This is a genomic window from Patescibacteria group bacterium (genome assembly GCA_022563395.1).
Lineage (GTDB): Bacteria > Patescibacteriota > Minisyncoccia > Minisyncoccales > UBA10102 > 01-FULL-49-22b.
This window is the reverse complement of the sequence record JADFNM010000001.1, coordinates 451753-467966: the sequence shown is the minus strand read 5'-3', so window position 1 is coordinate 467966 and position 16214 is coordinate 451753. Positions and strand designations below refer to the sequence as shown.

Annotated in this window: 18 protein-coding genes, 7 tRNA genes and 2 pseudogenes; 20 read left to right on the top strand and 7 right to left on the bottom strand. The window is 40.1% G+C overall.

Going from position 1 to position 16214, the window contains the following annotated elements; genetic code table 11:
• Position 1: 1 nt before the first annotated feature.
• From IH982_02650 to IH982_02630, 5 genes are all read left to right on the top strand, one after another.
• Positions 2–574: a PilN domain-containing protein gene (locus IH982_02650; GenBank protein ID MCH7828734.1), complete on the top strand. Its 573-nt coding sequence runs from the start codon at positions 2–4 to the stop codon at positions 572–574.
• Positions 571–1134 (top strand): hypothetical protein, encoded by a 564-nt coding sequence (locus IH982_02645; protein ID MCH7828733.1) that lies wholly within the window; start codon positions 571–573, stop codon positions 1132–1134. Before IH982_02650 ends, IH982_02645 begins: the two co-directional genes overlap by 4 nt.
• Positions 1131–1433 (top strand): hypothetical protein, encoded by a 303-nt coding sequence (locus tag IH982_02640; protein ID MCH7828732.1) that lies wholly within the window; start codon positions 1131–1133, stop codon positions 1431–1433. The genes IH982_02645 and IH982_02640 overlap by 4 nt, the downstream gene beginning before the upstream one ends.
• Before the next feature lie 227 nt (positions 1434–1660).
• A tRNA-Arg gene (locus tag IH982_02635) sits at positions 1661–1732 on the top strand.
• A 15-nt stretch (positions 1733–1747) separates the two neighbouring features.
• Positions 1748–1824, top strand: a tRNA-His gene (locus IH982_02630).
• Positions 1825–2298: 474 nt separating this feature from the next.
• Here the strand turns inward: IH982_02630 and IH982_02625 are convergent.
• The 5 genes and pseudogenes from IH982_02625 to IH982_02605 form a co-directional block, all read right to left on the bottom strand.
• Positions 2299–2643 (bottom strand): annotated as a pseudogene (locus tag IH982_02625) (recombinase zinc beta ribbon domain-containing protein).
• 204 nt (positions 2644–2847) lie between these two features.
• Positions 2848–3312, bottom strand: a pseudogene (locus IH982_02620) (recombinase family protein).
• Between the two features lie 265 nt (positions 3313–3577).
• Positions 3578–3898 (bottom strand): helix-turn-helix domain-containing protein, encoded by a 321-nt coding sequence (locus IH982_02615; GenBank protein MCH7828731.1) that lies wholly within the window; start codon positions 3896–3898, stop codon positions 3578–3580.
• A gap of 329 nt (positions 3899–4227) precedes the next feature.
• Positions 4228–4854: a hypothetical protein gene (locus tag IH982_02610; GenBank protein MCH7828730.1), complete on the bottom strand. Its 627-nt coding sequence runs from the start codon at positions 4852–4854 to the stop codon at positions 4228–4230.
• Between the two features lie 248 nt (positions 4855–5102).
• On the bottom strand, positions 5103–5588 hold the full coding sequence (locus tag IH982_02605) for a hypothetical protein (GenBank protein ID MCH7828729.1): 486 nt from the start codon (positions 5586–5588) through the stop codon (positions 5103–5105).
• A 53-nt stretch (positions 5589–5641) separates the two neighbouring features.
• Here IH982_02605 and IH982_02600 point away from each other — a divergent pair, with 53 nt between their 5' ends.
• The 5 genes from IH982_02600 (at position 5642) to IH982_02580 (ending at position 8412) form a co-directional block, all read left to right on the top strand.
• Positions 5642–6283, top strand: a complete 642-nt coding sequence (locus tag IH982_02600) for a hypothetical protein (GenBank protein MCH7828728.1) — start codon at positions 5642–5644, stop codon at positions 6281–6283.
• A gap of 68 nt (positions 6284–6351) precedes the next feature.
• Positions 6352–6906, top strand: coding sequence for a hypothetical protein (locus IH982_02595; protein MCH7828727.1), 555 nt, complete (start codon positions 6352–6354; stop codon positions 6904–6906).
• A 153-nt stretch (positions 6907–7059) separates the two neighbouring features.
• Positions 7060–7557 (top strand): hypothetical protein, encoded by a 498-nt coding sequence (locus IH982_02590; GenBank protein MCH7828726.1) that lies wholly within the window; start codon positions 7060–7062, stop codon positions 7555–7557.
• A 7-nt stretch (positions 7558–7564) separates the two neighbouring features.
• On the top strand, positions 7565–7750 hold the full coding sequence (locus tag IH982_02585) for a hypothetical protein (GenBank protein MCH7828725.1): 186 nt from the start codon (positions 7565–7567) through the stop codon (positions 7748–7750).
• Between the two features lie 83 nt (positions 7751–7833).
• The gene (locus IH982_02580; protein ID MCH7828724.1) at positions 7834–8412 is read left to right on the top strand and encodes a ScaI family restriction endonuclease; all 579 of its coding nucleotides are present in this window, start codon (positions 7834–7836) and stop codon (positions 8410–8412) included.
• On the opposite strand, the gene IH982_02575 is transcribed toward IH982_02580, so the two are convergent.
• The gene (locus IH982_02575; protein ID MCH7828723.1) at positions 8409–9245 is read right to left on the bottom strand and encodes a site-specific DNA-methyltransferase; all 837 of its coding nucleotides are present in this window, start codon (positions 9243–9245) and stop codon (positions 8409–8411) included. The genes IH982_02580 and IH982_02575 overlap by 4 nt on opposite strands.
• A 425-nt stretch (positions 9246–9670) precedes the next feature.
• On the opposite strand from IH982_02575, the gene IH982_02570 reads away from it, so the two are divergent.
• Entirely contained in the window at positions 9671–10699 is a 1029-nt protein-coding gene (locus IH982_02570) for a hypothetical protein (GenBank protein MCH7828722.1), read from the top strand.
• A 511-nt stretch (positions 10700–11210) separates the two neighbouring features.
• On the opposite strand, the gene IH982_02565 is transcribed toward IH982_02570, so the two are convergent.
• Positions 11211–11459 carry a hypothetical protein gene (locus IH982_02565; protein ID MCH7828721.1) on the bottom strand — a complete coding sequence of 83 codons (249 nt, stop codon included), beginning with the start codon at positions 11457–11459 and terminating at the stop codon, positions 11211–11213.
• Positions 11460–11592: 133 nt separating this feature from the next.
• Between IH982_02565 and IH982_02560 the strand changes: the two genes are divergently transcribed.
• The 9 genes from IH982_02560 (at position 11593) to IH982_02520 (ending at position 16023) form a co-directional block, all read left to right on the top strand.
• Positions 11593–11664 (top strand) — tRNA-Arg (locus tag IH982_02560).
• 13 nt (positions 11665–11677) lie between these two features.
• Positions 11678–11750, top strand: a tRNA-Ala gene (locus IH982_02555).
• Between the two features lie 5 nt (positions 11751–11755).
• Positions 11756–11838: transfer RNA gene (locus IH982_02550), tRNA-Ser, on the top strand.
• 67 nt (positions 11839–11905) lie between these two features.
• A complete protein-coding gene (locus tag IH982_02545; protein MCH7828720.1) occupies positions 11906–12262 on the top strand; it encodes a DUF4446 family protein in 357 nt (118 codons plus the stop codon).
• A gap of 98 nt (positions 12263–12360) precedes the next feature.
• Entirely contained in the window at positions 12361–13848 is a 1488-nt protein-coding gene (gene infB / locus IH982_02540; GenBank protein ID MCH7828719.1) for a translation initiation factor IF-2, read from the top strand.
• Positions 13845–14186 (top strand): 30S ribosome-binding factor RbfA, encoded by a 342-nt coding sequence (gene rbfA / locus IH982_02535; protein ID MCH7828718.1) that lies wholly within the window; start codon positions 13845–13847, stop codon positions 14184–14186. The genes infB and rbfA overlap by 4 nt, the downstream gene beginning before the upstream one ends.
• Before the next feature lies 1 nt (position 14187).
• Positions 14188–14262, top strand: a tRNA-Cys gene (locus tag IH982_02530).
• A gap of 20 nt (positions 14263–14282) precedes the next feature.
• Positions 14283–14364 (top strand) — tRNA-Leu (locus tag IH982_02525).
• A 180-nt stretch (positions 14365–14544) separates the two neighbouring features.
• Positions 14545–16023: a hypothetical protein gene (locus IH982_02520; GenBank protein MCH7828717.1), complete on the top strand. Its 1479-nt coding sequence runs from the start codon at positions 14545–14547 to the stop codon at positions 16021–16023.
• Positions 16024–16214 lie beyond the last annotated feature (191 nt).

Below are 16214 nucleotides of genomic sequence, written 5' to 3'. Positions count from 1 at the left end.
AATGATTAATTTACTCCCACCAAAATATCGCCAGAAGCTTAGAGAGGAAGAGCGGTTCCGTCTTGTGCTCCTCTTGGGCGTTGTTCTTGGTATTGCCCTTCTTGCCATGAGCGTTTTTCTTCTGGTTATTCAGGTCTCCCTTGCCAAAGAGCGCCTGTCCCAAGAATTCAAGCTCAGTTCCTTTGAAGAAAAGAGTACAAAGGAAGATTCTACCTTGACTGAGATTAAGAACTGGAACTCAAAGCTGAGGAACATCGAAAGTTTCAAGCAAGAGCGCCGTTTCCTCAAAGATGTGTTTGATGAGGTTGGCTCTTCACTTCCCCAAGACCTCTACCTGTTCTCTTTTTCTTACACTCCTGCCTTTGAAAGAGAAAAGAAGGGGGGTGAAGTGCAAAAAACTCCAGCCACCATTGCCGTAACCGGAAAAGCCCAAACCCGAGAACAGCTGCTTTCTTTCAAGGACGCTTTGCAGGCCAACCCCTTTTTTGCTGAAGTTGTGTTTCCTCCCTCAAACTGGGTGAGTCCAAGTGATATTACCTTTTCTTTTCAGGCAAAGTTACAAGACAAGCCATGAGACAGAAAACCATTATTGCAACAGCGGCACTCCTTGTTGGCATCCTCTTGTTTGGAGTTCTTGCAGTACTTCCTTTGCTTAGAGGAATCAAGAGAGATTCCAAGGATTTGGAGAATCAGTACTTAAAAGTGCTTCAGGCAAGCTCGGCTGAAACAGAGGTTGCAAAGTTCTTAAAATTATCTCAGGCGAAAGAAGAGGACTTTGAGACAATTGAGAACATCTTTGTGGATGCCGAAACCCCCATTGGCTTTATTCGATTTATAGAAAAGATTGCAGCAACTTTAAATCTCACAGTAAAGATAACGCCGGGCACCGTAAAAAAGCAAAAAGGGGTTGCCTGGCCAATCATGGATTTTCAGCTTGCTTCGTCTGTGAGCTATCCCGTATTCCTTCGCTTTTTAGAGAAATTAGAGAACGGTCCCTACCTTCTTAAGGTACAGAATACCTTTCTTACGAGAGACCGGATTTTAGAAGACGAAGAAAATATTGCGAAAGATGTGAGTTTTACCTTGCTGGTTCAAGTGTTTACTGGGCCCTTGCCTAAAGTATCAACACCATGAGAAAGTTTTTAAAACAAGATATGATGCAATGGGGGAAAAGATTGAGCGGTGCTGTGTGGTTTCTGGGTGAGCATGCATTTGTCGCAATCCTGCTCTTTGTGTTGGGAGCCGGCCTTATTGCTGCGGTCCTCTTTTACCAGTATGTGGTTTTCTCCCCACAGATAGGAGAGGAAGCAGTAACTTCTGAGTTTGAATTCCAAGAAGAGGTGTTTGAGAAGCTTTTGTCTGAGTTACAAAGGGAAGAAACAAGGGTTAAGCAAGCAGATTTTCTCAATCCCCGAGATCTGTTTAATCCGTAAAGGAATTGACCAAACCAGCATTTTTCGGTATAATTTTGAAGGCTAATGTACCTGCTTTGTAAAACGATCTGCCTTCAGCGGTTTCCCAAAGCAGGCCCTAGGCACAAGCAAAGCAGTTGGAATAGGTAGATTATAGACCCGGTGCATTTTCTCGCCTCGCGCTCGCCTCTGCGGCGAGATCGCTCGCAGAGAAAATGCCCCTTAAAACCAAAGCAGTTTGGTTTTAAGCCCCCATAGCTCAACGGATAGAGCACTAGCCTTCTAAGCTGGGAATGTAGGTTCGATTCCTACTGGGGGCACATGGAGGGATTATGGTGGGCGTAGCTTAGCGGCTTAAAGCGTCGCTCTGTGGCAGCGAAGATCGGGGGTTCGAATCCCCTCGCCCACCCCAGTTAAGGTTTAATATAATTTTCCTTTGATTCTTGAGAGTCTGCACTAGTTTTGTGGGTTCTGCCTTTACTATTTTTTGGTTTTTTACCAGGAACTTATCCCAGAAGAATCCAAGATAAAGCCTCTTTACTTCATTGGGAGCTTTCTTGTAGGCTTCATAAATGTTTCTTGCGAGCATGAGAACTTCCCGTATGGTGTCGGTATCTACCTCATGCCAGTTTTCTATTTCATCTATTTGATTTTGAATTACATCAATTTCCTGTTTAAATCGGTCCCTCATTCTTACGAAGTCTTCATCTGAAAGAGTTCCAGCAATAAGCTTTTCCTCTGCTGTATCTCTTTTCTTTTCAATGCCATTCTTTTTATTCAGCAATCCCCTTTTCTTAGTTTCCTTTATTGCTCTCTTCTCTCGGTAGAATTTTGTAACCTTTTGAACAACAAGGTCAATAAAGTCTTTGCTGAACTGAATGCTTTGGAACCTTTCCTCTACTTGTTTCTCAAGTTCTTCCACTTCTACATTTTGTCCTTTGTTGCTATGTTTTGTGATACTAGCTGAGCAATGATAATAGTCTACATTCTTTCCGTTTCGGTGTTTTTCTGCAGTATATCGTTGGCCACAAATGGCACATAGTGCAAATCCTCGTAGGAGAAAGTCATGCTTTCTTCTGCGGGAAGCATGCTGACCATGAGCTTGTGCAATTGAAAGGATTCGCTGATGTTCATCAATTGAAATCATTGCCTCATGTCTACCAGTTTTTTCTTGGTTGTCTCTACACATTATTCCACAGTAGAAAGGATTTTTTAGGATGCTAATCATCATGCCATTGGTGATGTTTCTTCCAGATCTGCCTGTAAGCCCTTTTGTGTATAAAGTATCTGAAATTTGTATTGCTGAATAGCTACCAGTCAAATACATTGCCATTGCCTCTTTAACAAGTTCCCACCTTGTAGGATCTTTAACTATGATATTTTTTTCACCAACAGACTTGTTGAGATATCCGAGAGGAGCAAGTCCGGGCCACCAACCGGAGTCAAACTTTTCTTGTAATCCTTTCTTCGTTTTTCTCCCATTGAGGTCTGATTGAAATTGATTTACAGAGGCAAGAATGGTGTCTATCATGTTGCCTTCAGGACTTTCATCTAACATTGGTTGGGCAACAGAGATGAGACGCACCCCTGCTTTTTTAAGGATTGCCTTGATAGCAAGGTGGTCTTGGGTTTTTCTTGCCAAGCGATCTGTTTCTTGGACTATCACTGCTTCAATCCCTTTGCTTTCTTTGCATCTAGAAAGAAGATCTTGAAGAGCAGGTCTATCAAGATTGGTGGCACTTTTTCCTTCGTCTCTATAAACCTTGAGTACCTTGAGTTTGTTGGTTTCTGCAAATCTTTTACAAGATTTTTCTTGAGCATCTAAGGAATATCCATGGACCTGCTCCTCGCTGGAGACTCGGCAATATACCAGCGCTGTTTGCTTGTCTTCTGTTTTCATATTTCTTCAATTAAGTTTAGGTTATTATAGTTACTGTTAATGATGCTACCAACCAAGTTCTTCACAGTTTTGCTAGCTGTATTTCTTATAAGCCAGTAAGGATTAGGAAAAAATAAAAACATATTTTTATTATTATTACTTTTATTAGTATCGTTTATTAATATTGTCTAAAGAAATTGGCCCCATATCAAAAGAAACTTTAGGTCTTCTTTTAAAAAAGCTTTAGTGATTCTTTAAGAATTTTAATACGTGGTTTTGTATTCTTCTAGAGAATTTCATCTACGTATACGGAATCCCACCATTTATTGGTTGGGGCAAACATCTTTACATTCTTTGGTCCACGGTTTTCTATATCTTCTACAATCAGTCTTTTATCTTTGAGTCTGCGTATTGTGTTATTCAAAGTTGGTACGCTAATATTTACAATATCTGCCAAGGTGACTTTAGAGGCGTAAGACCACCCAGTATTTATAGAGAGACCCGCAATGAGTCCTATGGTAAGTGCCTCTGTGGGGGATAGGTCAAACTCCTTTTGGGTCGTCCAGTCATGCTGGATGTACCTCCTTTTTGCGTAAGGTCTTGCCATTATTTTCTTCAAATTGTTGAACCATCCAGCCCCATAGAATCTCAACGGCCTCTTCTAGCTCGGAGATTCTTTCGTTTACGTTTTGTACTTTTGGCATGTTGTGTGTGGGTGACCCCAATGCTTTTCTTGCCACGACCTTTAGTGTTTTCCAATTGCGAAAGGAATATCCGAGCAAGCATTTCTGCTGCCCTTTCAAGTTCTGATATTTGTTCTTTTGGATTGTGTTTCTCTTGCATCTAGGCAATAAAAAAAGTAGGCTTTGTTTTTAGCCTACTCTTTCCGGTGTGAGTCACTTGAGAATTGCGGTGACTCACCGTTTATGTCATGGTCTATTGGGTTCTTTTTACGGTTTTACCTTGCCATACTAGCCAATTCTTTATCCCAAACAACTCTTTTCCCCTTTTGTTTAGATTTTCATAGACATCATAAACCATTTTTCGGTTTTTCTGTTGCTTTTGCTTGTTACTATCTACTTGATTTCCAGTTATTGCTTCGTAGATTAGAGACCAGTCTACTGCCTCATTAGGAAGGTACTTGAAGAGCTCTCTACAGAAGAAATGTTCATTTTTGAAAGGAGGCAACTGACATTTTTTCCTGCCCATCTTTAGAGAGGTGGTAGCGTCATCAAACGTTATCGCTTCATTTTTGGCAGTATCTTTACAGCGTTGCTCGTATTCTTTGTAGAGTTTATCAAAGTTTGTTTGGGAAACTTTAAGTATGAACGTTTTTCCGTAGATAGTGCGCCTATCTCCCAAAAGTTCTATCGCCCCCAGTTCTCTTAGCTTGAGCATTAGCTTCTCCCTCCTGTCTATTGAGGGAAACTTAACATTGACCAGAGACTCTGTGTTTCCGAGCTCAAGCGTTACAGGCTCTCCCTTTGGCGTACTTAAATACTCTTCCTTTATTTTTTGAAGAAGCCACCAAAGATGCCAATTGATTTTTTCTTCTGGCGTCATAGCGTCATAAACCTGTTGAATTAATGGGTTGATTTTATCTTAAAATTATCTCATAATCAAGTTTTCTTAAGTCTAATAGAAAAGAAACACTTGTTAATACAGGTTTCAATGGGGAAAGTAGGTAACCTTGGTAAACCTTGGTGTATAAAGAGCAAGACATCCCATTACAACCACCCGTATCGGCCATAAAACCCCGGTTTTGAGCTGGTTTAAGGCGTGAGAAGTATATTGTTACCTTTGAGGGTAGATTATGATAATTTAGATATGGATTCTAGTAGAGTTACTTCCCTTATTGTTTTAGTTTCGTATCCTTTCAACTTTAATTTCTCTTCCATTGTTTTAACATGCTCATCTCCTACTATTAACAATGCATTTCCTGACATAGAAGGGTTAAGCTCTGCAAGAATCTTTTCAAGCCAAATCTTTTCACGATGTTCATTGCTCTCAGATTTGTCTTTGAAAAGTCTATCCATGGGGTCAATTTGTAGATGTTGAATACCGTTATTTAACTTTTCCACCAGAGTGAAAGCAATGCTTGGTATTTGTCTATTACCGTAAGTCCATTCCTCAAATACCCATACTAACAGCGGGTCGCTCAATAGTTGAGATTCAAGCCATCTTAAGAATGGCTGTTGTTGGTCTTTACTTTTCTTTTCAAGAGGGACACCATGAATAGGAGGCCAAGTATCTGTTTGACTTTGATATCCGTGATTTAATCCAATTATATATATCATAGTGATTTTATTCCCAATAACTTAAGCATACTCTAAAATAGGAATTAAAGAGTATGAAGCCACTTTTTAAGAAACGAATAATCTTAAATAAAAATTTGCATCTAGCCGATTTATTATATCTTATTGATTCCCAAGGAAGATATAGTTTTAAGTGTTCCTTTAAAAACAAAATAAGTCCGGTAAGGACATGGAAAAAACATTATGGTGGTCTAGAGAAATTAGATTTTGAACAGCCACATACTGTGAAAAAAGTTGAAGATGGGGAAAGTATAGAGATTTCTTTTAAATTTAAGGATAACAAAATAGAGCTTAAGAGAGAAATCAAAGATGGATCAATAGACCGGAGTTTTTATCTTGTCGAGATGCCTATTACTAGGAATTTATTTACTGTTATAATAAGAAATCAAGAATCTTTAAAATCTATCAAACCTTCAAATGAGGATATTATTATTGACCACCCAGAATTAAAGGATCAGGTAGCGATAGTTTTTTCTTTTGAAGGAAAAACTGAAGAGGGGGAAATGAAACCTATTATGGACACGATTGTGAATGCTCGAGTTGGTAAGCAATACCTTGTTCAATTTCCAGAGCAGGAGTTGAGGCGTTTACATATTGCTGTAGTAAAAGACAATAACCCAATGCCCGACTCAGATTGTCTAATTGCGATTCCCCACGATTCCATAAAAGTTACGTAGTAGTTAAACATGCGTTTAACACCGTCTAAGATAGAGCTAACCAGTAAAAATCTCTTCTATCTATACAAATGGACATATCTATAATCATATCATTAGCCGCATTACTTATCTCTGGATTTATTCTCCTGAAAGATTATATTTTACCAGCGAAGCTTAAGATCTTTGTCGGTGATAGTTTACAGATAGTTTATGCAGCGAGAAATAAAATACAGATTAATTTTAATTTTACTAATTCTACGAATAAACTGTTAGTAGTAAATAAACTTGCGGCTACTTTAGATATTCCTGGTAATAAGCAGTATACGTATGTGTGGAATGTTTTCTATAGATTAAAAGCTGTAAGCAGTGAGCTTGAACAGCTTCCAACATCAATAGCTGTATTAGCTAAAAGTAGCGCCTTTCAGGGTATAGAATTTATTTCATCAGATACATTTAAATGGGTTGAGGGAAGATATGATTTCAGTATCTCAGGATGGTCTAATAAGGGGATGGGAGAAGATAGTAACATATGTAAGAAAGTCAGCTTCTCGTTAAAAAAAGAAGACGTTGAAGATCTTAATGCATCACTTGATATACCTCATATGCAAGGGGCAAGGTTAAGGCAAGTAAAAATAATCAACTGAATTTTGAGGTAATGGTCATATTCTAACTCAGTAATTCCTGTATAATTTGTTTCCAATCTAAAGTTCTAAACGTGTCCCATAGGGGGAAGTGATTGGCCTTATTATACTTTTTAAAGAATTGCCAGACAGGCGGTTTTTTGGTAGAATTGGGATATGGAAAAACTCAAGGAATACAAATATATCATCGGTATCGGTTTGGTAGTTTTAGGAGTTGGTTTTTATTGGTATACATCACAACAGAGCCAGCCACAAACAGGAAAAGAAGGGGTCAACGAAGAAGTTGATGAGTTTTTAGGTGGGGTTAAAGGTGGTTTAACATTTGATATTGATGTATCTGCTCTCTCTTATCAACTACCGCTTTATACTAAAATATGTTTGCCAGAGACAAAGCAACAATGTAGTGAGACAGGTTGCAAGCCAGTAAAGCCAACGGTGTTTATTTTATATGACGAGAACAATAGTATAGTATACAGGTGCGACAATAAGCCGTGTGATAGTTATAATGTTGTAAGCAATGAAAGCGGGTTGTTTACTATTTTAGAACCAATAGAGGCAAGAGCCTTTTCGATAAAGTTATCACTTGATAACAAGTATATTGAGACAGTTGGATTTGGTTTGGATACCTTAGTATCGCACGGGACTTGTAAGTAAAATTATTATGGATGAGTGGATTAAAAAATACGGAGCTACTCAGTGTCCTGGTAGCGGAAATTCTGAAGACGAAAACTATGCATGTGGCGGAATCTTAATGGTTACAGAGCCAGATAGGTGTTTTGTATGCAATAAGTGCTCCAAGAAATTTTACTGCAACTTCAATTTAGAGCTAGAAGAATTAAAAAGTTAGTTTTAAACCAAAGAATCGCCATATAGGCGGTTTTTTGGTATACTTGAGTCATGTTGAAGGAATTAGAGTATAATTGTGTTTGAGTGAATCCATATACTAAAAAACAGCCAAAGGATTGGTTAGCTATTACTGAAAAATTAGTTGAAGAGCATCCTTTAGATAAGGAAGGCATTCTTGAAGTTTGTCTTAAATCGTGGGAGCAGATTTTTAAGAGCAAGATAGGAGGAGTTCTTCAGATAGGGAAGGACATTAATCTTACTCCTCAGATGATAGGCAATTTTTTGCATATTCTTATTGCCTATAATTTGCAAAAAAAAGATCCTAGTGCTTGGCGAATTGGAAAATCTAAAAAGGAAAAGGATATGGTATATTTTTCTAATGATGATTATTCTTTTGAGATTAAGACATCTTCAAGTAATAGTGGAGTGTATGGAAACCGGAGTTATGGTCAAGAGGCAACAGAAGGTACTCAAAAGTCCAAAGAAGGATATTATCTCGTCATAAATTTTGACAAGAAAGTACAGCAAGAGTTACCTCAAATAACGAAGATAAGATTTGGATGGATTGAGCATTCTGATTGGATAGCACAAAAAGCCCCTACAGGGCAGCAATCTAGGCTCAGCGTAGAAGCTATGAAGTTTAAGCTTTTAAACTTACTCTAGATAGTTTTTTTGAGCTTATCTTTTGCAGACTTATATCTATCTATAGCGATATCGCAATAGCTTTTTTTTATTTCAAAACCAACCACTTTTCGTCCGTTTCTTAACGCACATTCAGCGGTAGTACCTGAACCAATAAAGGGATCTAGTACAAAATCCCCTTTGTTAGAAGATGCTTTAAGGATACGGTCTATAATTGCGATTGGGAATTGAGCAGGATGTTTTGTGCGTTCTTTGGAACTACGCTTGTCTCCAGAAGTAACTTTTGGAAAATCCCAAACGTCTCCAGGATTTTTTCCAAACGGATTACATCGTAATTTCCCATTCTTTTTTTGGTTGGGATATTTAACGTTTGGATCTCTAATATTATCAAGATTGAAAGTATAGGATCTGGCGTCTTTTACGTACCAGAGGAATTTTTCATTCCTTGGAGCAAGGAACTTTTTTGCAGTAACCCCTGCTTCATAGTGCCAGATGACTTCTTGAATTAAGTAGAAAGGAATGTGCTCCCACAAAAGATATATAATGGGGATAGCTTTTGCCTTATTATTCATATCAAGGTATCCAAGATTAAGCCAGAAAGACCCCTGGGGTTTAGTACATTCATAGACAGCTTTTATCCATTGATGAGACCAAGCTATATAGTTTTTTAGCCCCCTAATCTTCTCATACTCTTTACCTATATTATAAGGAGGACTTGTTACAGTTAGATCAAATATCCGAGAGGTTAGTTTTTCTAAGGATGCAATGGCATCTTGGTTGAACAGTAAAAAGTTTTCATCCTCAAAATAAGGAATCCCAACTTTCTTTTTTATCTCTTCAAACTTCTTATTCATTGATTTATTGTAGCATATTGCTATTTCGCTTTCTTGCGGATACTTCTGAGCAGAATACCTGTTTTCCTTTAAGTTCTAAGGCTAAAAACTAGCAACATATTGAAGCTTTTCCCTGATACTAGCCATATACTCCGCATCCTCTAAAAGTATAATAAGCCTTGGACTGGGGAGCTATCTTGGGCACAACACTTTAATCTCCAAGAGTTTCTCTCTCATGCCAGCCATATATTTCCAGTCCTCTAAAGTTATAATAAGCTTTGGACTGGGACCCCAGTTCAAACACTCGAATAGTTCCTAAATGAAATTAAGGATTCCTTAATTTCATTTAGGCGATATGCGTCAGAATCATTAGTTCCTAAACGAGATTTAGGATATGTTCAATCAAAGAATCGCCTTTGAGGCGGTTTTTTGGTAGACTATCTGACATGGCGTATCCACTTATTATTTTCGGTGCAGGTGCATCATATGATTACTCTCCTCTGGGGAAAGTTGGTCCTTTGACCATACATTTAACTGATGATGAGTTTCTTAACCCTGAACTTTTAGATAGGTATCCTGGGGCTGGGTCTTTGCTTTCTAGTGTTATTCAACAGGTAAAGGGGAAGAAGCGTAGCTTTGAAGAAGTACTAACTGAGTTAAAAAAACAATCAAGTCATTCCTCTCGGATGCGTTCTCATTTTGCCGCATTAGAATTTTATCTACAGGTATTATTTGAGACTATTTCAGTTGACGCTGGTGTTCCTAGAAAAAAAAGAATGCATAGTATAAATAATTATAGAGACCTTATTAATAGCATAGATACTTATGCGGACGGCAAGGCATGTATAGTGACATTTAACTACGATACGTTATTTGAACGCAATATTCCGGGCGGGCCACCCCAAGCGATGAAAGACTATGTAGAGGGTGATCTGAAAGTGATTAAATTGCATGGTTCTCATGATTGGATATATGCCTTACCAAGGGATAGTTTTGCATCTAGTAGCGAAGAACGAAAAACCAATTTTCAGTTGTATCTTGAAAATCCCGGACTTCTTGAGAATCTGCGGAAAGAAAAGATAGCGCCCTACCATAAACAAGAATTTGCTCGTAAAAATACTGGCAGTCGAGAATTCCTTAAATTTCCTGCTCTTGCACTTCCATTGAACGAGAAAGATGATTATATATGTCCGTTAAGTCATATCCAAACACTTGAGCGTGTTCTTCCAAACATAGATAGAGTCCTGATTATCGGGTGGAGTGCTGGCGATCCACTGTTGCTGGAAATCTTAAAGAATAATTTACCCAAAATGGGGTATAAGGCATTGGTTGTAGCAGATACAGCAGAGAACGCTGAGAAAGTCGTTAGAAAAGTGAAAAAGAGCATATCGACACATGGGGAAATGTTTTCTATCAAAGAAGGTGGTTTTTCGGGGTTTAATTCAGACGAAACCAAGCGTGATTTCTTTACGTAATTTATGTCTTCTATGGGAGGGTGGATTCCGAGGTTAAGTCAATTGCAATAAATTCTGCTTTAAACCAGCCATATATTCTGTATCTTCTAAAAGTATAATAAGCTTTGGACTGGGGAGTTAGGTTGGGCACAACGCTTTGATTTCCAGGAGTTTTTCTCGCATAATAGACATATATTTCCAGTCCTCTAAGGTTATAATAAGCTGTGGAGTGGGACCCCAGTTCAAACACTCGAATAGTTCCTAAATGAAATTAAGGAATCCTTAATTTCATTAAGGCGATATGCGGACTTTTATGTGTTTTTAGGCAGATATAATAAGAAAAAGGAAGCTCCTCCAAAAAGGAACTTCCATGAGAGCATGACCACGAAGAGAAGGAAGAATCCTCAGATTTGCTCTCTGCGAAAAATGATATGATTACAACCTTGCAAAAGGTGGTTGATACAAAAGGTTAGCTCATTGAACAAGACCATGAAACCAATATTCTCTTGAAAGGATTGCAGAACCGTTTTTTTTACTCCTTTTTTTCCGAGTCGTCTTCTACGTCGTCATCGTCATCGTCATCGTCATCCTCTTCCTCGTCATCTACATCTTCAAAAGAACCGCTCCCCGGTTCTTCCAAGGGGATCTCCGTGTTTTCGTTATCTTCAAACGAAGGGAATTGATTGTTGAGTTTTTGGTCTATTAACATACTTTGTGTAGAAATGAATTTTAAGACAAGAAAAGTGTTCTTTTCCGACCTTTTCTTTATTATAAATATCATTATTATCTGCCCTAAAAACTCTGTCAACTGAGGTTTTGCACAGGAGAGCAAAGGTTGTAAAAGAGAGCATTTTGTGCTATATTTTAAGGGTAAAATTAAGGTAGGCTCGGGATTTGCATTATTGCTGCTTTTGGCCCCCGTAGCTCAACGGATAGAGTAGCTCACTCCTAACGAGCCGATGGAGGTTCGATTCCTCCCGGGGGCACACAAAAGAGTATGGGCCGTTGGCGCAGTTGGTAGCGTGCCTCGATGGCATCGAGGAGGTCACCGGTTCGAGCCCGGTACGGTCCACAAAAGGAGGGTTGGCAGAACGGCTATTGCGATGGTCCCGAAAACCATTGGGAGCAATCCCTTGCAGGTTCGAATCCTGCACCCTCCGCCTTCGCCCGCCGTAGCGAGCTTTGGCGGACAAAGTCCGCCAGACCGCGAAGGTGGGTCGAGAATATATGTTCAACTTTGGAAAAAAGAAAAAGCAGGCAACCACTACAAAGGAATTAGTAAAAGAGGTAAAGTCCTTGGAAGAACGCTTGGAAAAAACCGCAAAAGAGCTTGCTCTTTTACAAAAGGCCCACGAGAAAGCAGTCACTAAGGTTGGTATGGTGAGGTTTAATCCCTTTGGCGAGATAGGAGGAGACCAGAGTTTTTCCATAGCCTTACTAGACAGTAAAGATTCAGGAGTTGTTATTACCTCCCATTACGGAAAGGATATACAAAGAATATATGCCAAGCCAATCAAAGAGGGAAAGTCCGAACATTCCTTGTCTATGGAGGAAGAGGAGGCAATCAAGAAGGCACGAAGCTAGTAGTGAGTATATAGTATTTTGTATATTTCAAGTTTTTCATACTAGATACAAGTAACATGGCGACACCAAACATCACACATTTGAATAATGATACAACTATGGTTATACGCCCCCCGGTTGTCGTAATACTGGGTCATGTTGATCACGGTAAATCCTCTTTATTGGAAGCAATTCGAGAGGATTTCAAGATTATTGCAAAAGAGTCTGGAGGCATCACGCAACATATCGGGGCCTACGTTGCAGAGTTTGAAGGCAGGCCTATTACCTTTATTGATACCCCGGGCCATGAGGTCTTTTCTGCAGTTAGGTCCCGGGGAGCTAAGGTAGCAGATCTTGCAGTTTTGGTGGTGGCAGCAGACGAGGGAGTAAAACCCCAGACCAAAGAAGCAATTGAGCAGGCAAAGAAAGCTGGAATCCCCGTGGTGGTTGCTTTCAATAAAATAGACAAGCCGGAAATCAACTTGGAGAAGGTAAAGCAGCAGCTTTCCTCAGAGGGCATTGTGGTGGAGTCATACGGAGGAAAGGTGCCAGAGGTTGCAACTTCTGCGGTTTTGAAACAAGGTATACAAGAGCTTTTAGAAACCATTCTTTTAGTGGCAGATATTGAGGATTTAAAGGCCAACGCAGGAAAACCAGCACAAGGCATTGTTATTGAATCCTATCTGGATTCAAGACGAGGACCAGCAGCAACCCTGTTGGTGAAAGAAGGAACTTTGACCCCAGGATCTTTTGTGGGCACCAGATCTTCTTTTGGCAAGGCGCGCATTGTAGAAGATTTCCAGGGCAAGGCAATGGACAAGGTCCCCCCCTCCTTTCCCTGCCTTGTCATTGGGTTTGAAAGTCCTCCCCGGGTGGGAGAGGAGTTTAAGGTATTTGACAGCGCAGAAGAAGCGAAGGCATTTCTTGCGCCAGCCAACATTTCTTTGCCACAACCGAGTCAGACTCGGCCACCCCGCGAGCTTAAAGCTGGCCTTCCCACCCTAGACGTTATCTTGAAGACCGATGTGGTAGGTTCTCTGGAAGTATTGGAGCAGGCCCTCTTTTTAATCCCACAAGAAAAGGTTGCCTTGCGCTTTGTGGATGCCAGGGTCGGGGAGATTACCGAGAAAGATGTGAAAACAGCAATTGGGACCAAAGCAAGGATTATTGGTTTTCGTACCAAAGTCCAAAGCACGGCAGCTGATTTGGCTGAACGTGAACACGTAAGGATTGAAACTTTTGATGTTATCTACGAGTTAATCCAGCGAGTACGCACCTTAATGGAAAAGAGCATTGAGCCAGAATCGGTAAAGACAGAACTCGGTTCTTTAAAAGTGTTGGCAGTGTTTTTGACCAACAAGAATCGACAGATTCTGGGAGGAAAGGTTGTGGCTGGCGAGATTCGAAAGGGCAGTAAGGTGGAGGTGTTTCGGGGAGAAGATTTTATTGGAACAGGGAAAATTGTGAATCTCCAGAAAAACAAAAAGGATGTGGGGTCTGCCAAAACTGGAGAAGAATGTGGGTTAATGTATGAAGGGTCAGAGCGCGTCCAGGAGGGAGATTTCTTGAAATCCTTTATCCAAGAAACACAGCAAGTTGCCTTGTGACCGAGCGCGTCCCACAGGTCAACGAGCTTTTGCAGCAAGAGCTGGGAACAATCTTACTTCGTGAGTTTGATGTGCCAGAAAATACCCTTGTGACCTTAACCAGGGTAGATACAGCTCCCAACTTGCAGCAGGCCAAGATATATATTAGTGTAATGCCAGAAGAAAAGGCAAAAGAGGTGTTACAGCTTCTTAAAAAGGAGGTGTATGCAATGCAGCAGCTTTTAAACAAGCGTCTCAACATGCGCCCTGTTCCCCGCATTGAGTGGGTCTTGGAAGAAAAGACCGCAGAGGCACAAGAGATTGATGAGATTTTAGATAAAATCAAGAAAGAAGAATAATGGCACAGTAGGCAAATGGGAAGCCAGGAGTCTGCAAAACTCCTATGAGCGGGTTCGATTCTCGCCTGTGCCTCCAAACTTAACGAGATTAAGTTTGCCGGGGTGGTGGAACGGTATACACGGGGGACTTAAAATCCCTGCCAGCAATGGCGTGAGAGTTCGAATCTCTCCCTCGGCACTAAATTGAAGCTGGTAAAAATCAGAGCCCAACATTTGATACACTCAAGAAAATTGCGAAAGCTCTTAAGGTAAGTATTAACAAGATAACTAAACGATTGTTGCAAAAGGTGTCGGTAAGGGTAAGCTATAAGTAATGGTGGAGTCAAAAAAATAATTAACTAATTTTTTAAGTGAAAATATGATTAATCAACAATTGCTTGATTATATCAAGCAACAGCTACAACAAGGAGCGAACAAAGAACAAATTAAAAGTTCTCTAATGGCTAATGGTTGGCAGATGCAAGATATTGATGAGGCTTTTTCTCTTATAGAAAATCCTACTAACCAATCGCAACCAGCCCCGCCGCCAGCGCAAACCATTTCTTCTTTACCGGGTGCTACAGCGATTTTTGGCCAAGCATGGACTATATATAAACAAAGGCTTGGCACATTTTTGGGTGTGATGGTAATTCCGATGTTAGTATCAATAGCGGTCCTCGCTATTTCTGCCGGCGGTGGACTTTTGGGTACTAGTCTACTTTTTTCAAAATTTGCTGCTGGTGGCATTGGCTTGCTTATTCTTTTGGCTATTTTATTTTTTGTAATTACTTTTATTAGCCAAGTATGGGGGCAAATAGCGTTACTGTATGCTGTGAAAGATAGTCAAGAGAGGATTGGAGTAATGGAGTCGTATCGGCGGGGATGGCACAAAATATTTTCCTACTGGTGGGTTTCTTTGTTAGTAGGATTTATTACTCTTGGTGGATTTTTTCTTTTGATTGTGCCCGGAATTATTTTTGCTGTCTGGTTTAGTTTGGCAGTGTTTGTTTTAATTGCAGAAGACCTAAAAGGAATGAACGCTCTATTAAAGAGTCGTGAGTATGTAAAAGGTAAATGGGGTAGTGTATTTTGGCGTTTCTTTTTTATCGGCGTAATATCTTTTATAATTTCTTTAGTTCCAATTCTTATTTTTAGCTTTCTGAAGATTCCTTTCGGGGAGGAAATTAGTCGTATTGTTATTGGATTGTTTTTGACCCCATTGACAATGACTTATGCGTTTTTAGTGTATAGCAATCTAAAAGCCGTAAAAGGAGAGGTTGTTTTTACGCCAACCAGAAGAAAGAAGGCAACTTTTATTATTATCGGAATTCTTGGAATTCTTGGAATTCTTGGAATTTTGATTATCCTTGCCATAATTCTTTCAACCCTTTTTTGGAGTCTCAATTCGGCAGGAGAAACGACGCGCGACGCACGCAGCCAATCTGATTTGAGTCTCAATTTGGCAAGAGAAACGACACGCGATGCCAGGCGTCAGGCTGACATTCGTCAAATTACCCTTGCAATGGAGCTGGATTATTCGGATGATCAGATGTATTCCCAGGTTGCAGGATCCTCTCTTCCTTCAAAGATTCCCTGTACCAATCCTCCATCCTGCAATGGTATAGGTGATGGCAAGTATTTAGATCCCGTCCCCACAGATCCTCAAGGGGGAGGTTCGTATGCCTGGATAGACAACGTGAATACATTGACTACCAATTGTTCAAGCCAGTTGTATTGCGTGTACATACAGCTTGAAGAAGGGGACTGGTTTGCGGGTTCACAAAAAGGTTCCCTCAAGCTGGATTACAACCCGGGACTGCCAGGAAGCCCCAACGGTGGACAATGCCCTTGTTGGTAAGCTTTGAGTCAAGTATAAATAAGGCGTAGGAGTGTTAGACTTCGGAGGTCTAATAGTACACCCTGGGCACTAACAAAAAACAGCTTCATGTCTGAGCTATTTTTTGTTTTTTTTGGTACCTGCTTTGAAAAACGATTTGCTTTCAGCAGTTTTCCAAAGCAGGACCAGGATTTGCATTATTGCCCCTCGGG

What these genes read in the sequence shown, in the direction of transcription:
- IH982_02650 (MCH7828734.1), top strand. Translation starts at nt 2, where the DNA reads ATGATTAATTTACTCCCACCAAAATATCGCCAGAAGCTTAGAGAGGAA.
- IH982_02645 (MCH7828733.1), top strand. Translation starts at nt 571, where the DNA reads ATGAGACAGAAAACCATTATTGCAACAGCGGCACTCCTTGTTGGCATC.
- IH982_02640 (MCH7828732.1), top strand. Translation starts at nt 1,131, where the DNA reads ATGAGAAAGTTTTTAAAACAAGATATGATGCAATGGGGGAAAAGATTG.
- IH982_02615 (MCH7828731.1), bottom strand. Translation starts at nt 3,898, where the DNA reads ATGGCAAGACCTTACGCAAAAAGGAGGTACATCCAGCATGACTGGACG.
- IH982_02610 (MCH7828730.1), bottom strand. Translation starts at nt 4,854, where the DNA reads ATGACGCCAGAAGAAAAAATCAATTGGCATCTTTGGTGGCTTCTTCAA.
- IH982_02605 (MCH7828729.1), bottom strand. Translation starts at nt 5,588, where the DNA reads ATGATATATATAATTGGATTAAATCACGGATATCAAAGTCAAACAGAT.
- IH982_02600 (MCH7828728.1), top strand. Translation starts at nt 5,642, where the DNA reads ATGAAGCCACTTTTTAAGAAACGAATAATCTTAAATAAAAATTTGCAT.
- IH982_02595 (MCH7828727.1), top strand. Translation starts at nt 6,352, where the DNA reads ATGGACATATCTATAATCATATCATTAGCCGCATTACTTATCTCTGGA.
- IH982_02590 (MCH7828726.1), top strand. Translation starts at nt 7,060, where the DNA reads ATGGAAAAACTCAAGGAATACAAATATATCATCGGTATCGGTTTGGTA.
- IH982_02585 (MCH7828725.1), top strand. Translation starts at nt 7,565, where the DNA reads ATGGATGAGTGGATTAAAAAATACGGAGCTACTCAGTGTCCTGGTAGC.
- IH982_02575 (MCH7828723.1), bottom strand. Translation starts at nt 9,245, where the DNA reads ATGAATAAGAAGTTTGAAGAGATAAAAAAGAAAGTTGGGATTCCTTAT.
- IH982_02570 (MCH7828722.1), top strand. Translation starts at nt 9,671, where the DNA reads ATGGCGTATCCACTTATTATTTTCGGTGCAGGTGCATCATATGATTAC.
- IH982_02565 (MCH7828721.1), bottom strand. Translation starts at nt 11,459, where the DNA reads ATGATATTTATAATAAAGAAAAGGTCGGAAAAGAACACTTTTCTTGTC.
- IH982_02545 (MCH7828720.1), top strand. Translation starts at nt 11,906, where the DNA reads ATGTTCAACTTTGGAAAAAAGAAAAAGCAGGCAACCACTACAAAGGAA.
- infB (MCH7828719.1), top strand. Translation starts at nt 12,361, where the DNA reads ATGGTTATACGCCCCCCGGTTGTCGTAATACTGGGTCATGTTGATCAC.
- IH982_02520 (MCH7828717.1), top strand. Translation starts at nt 14,545, where the DNA reads ATGATTAATCAACAATTGCTTGATTATATCAAGCAACAGCTACAACAA.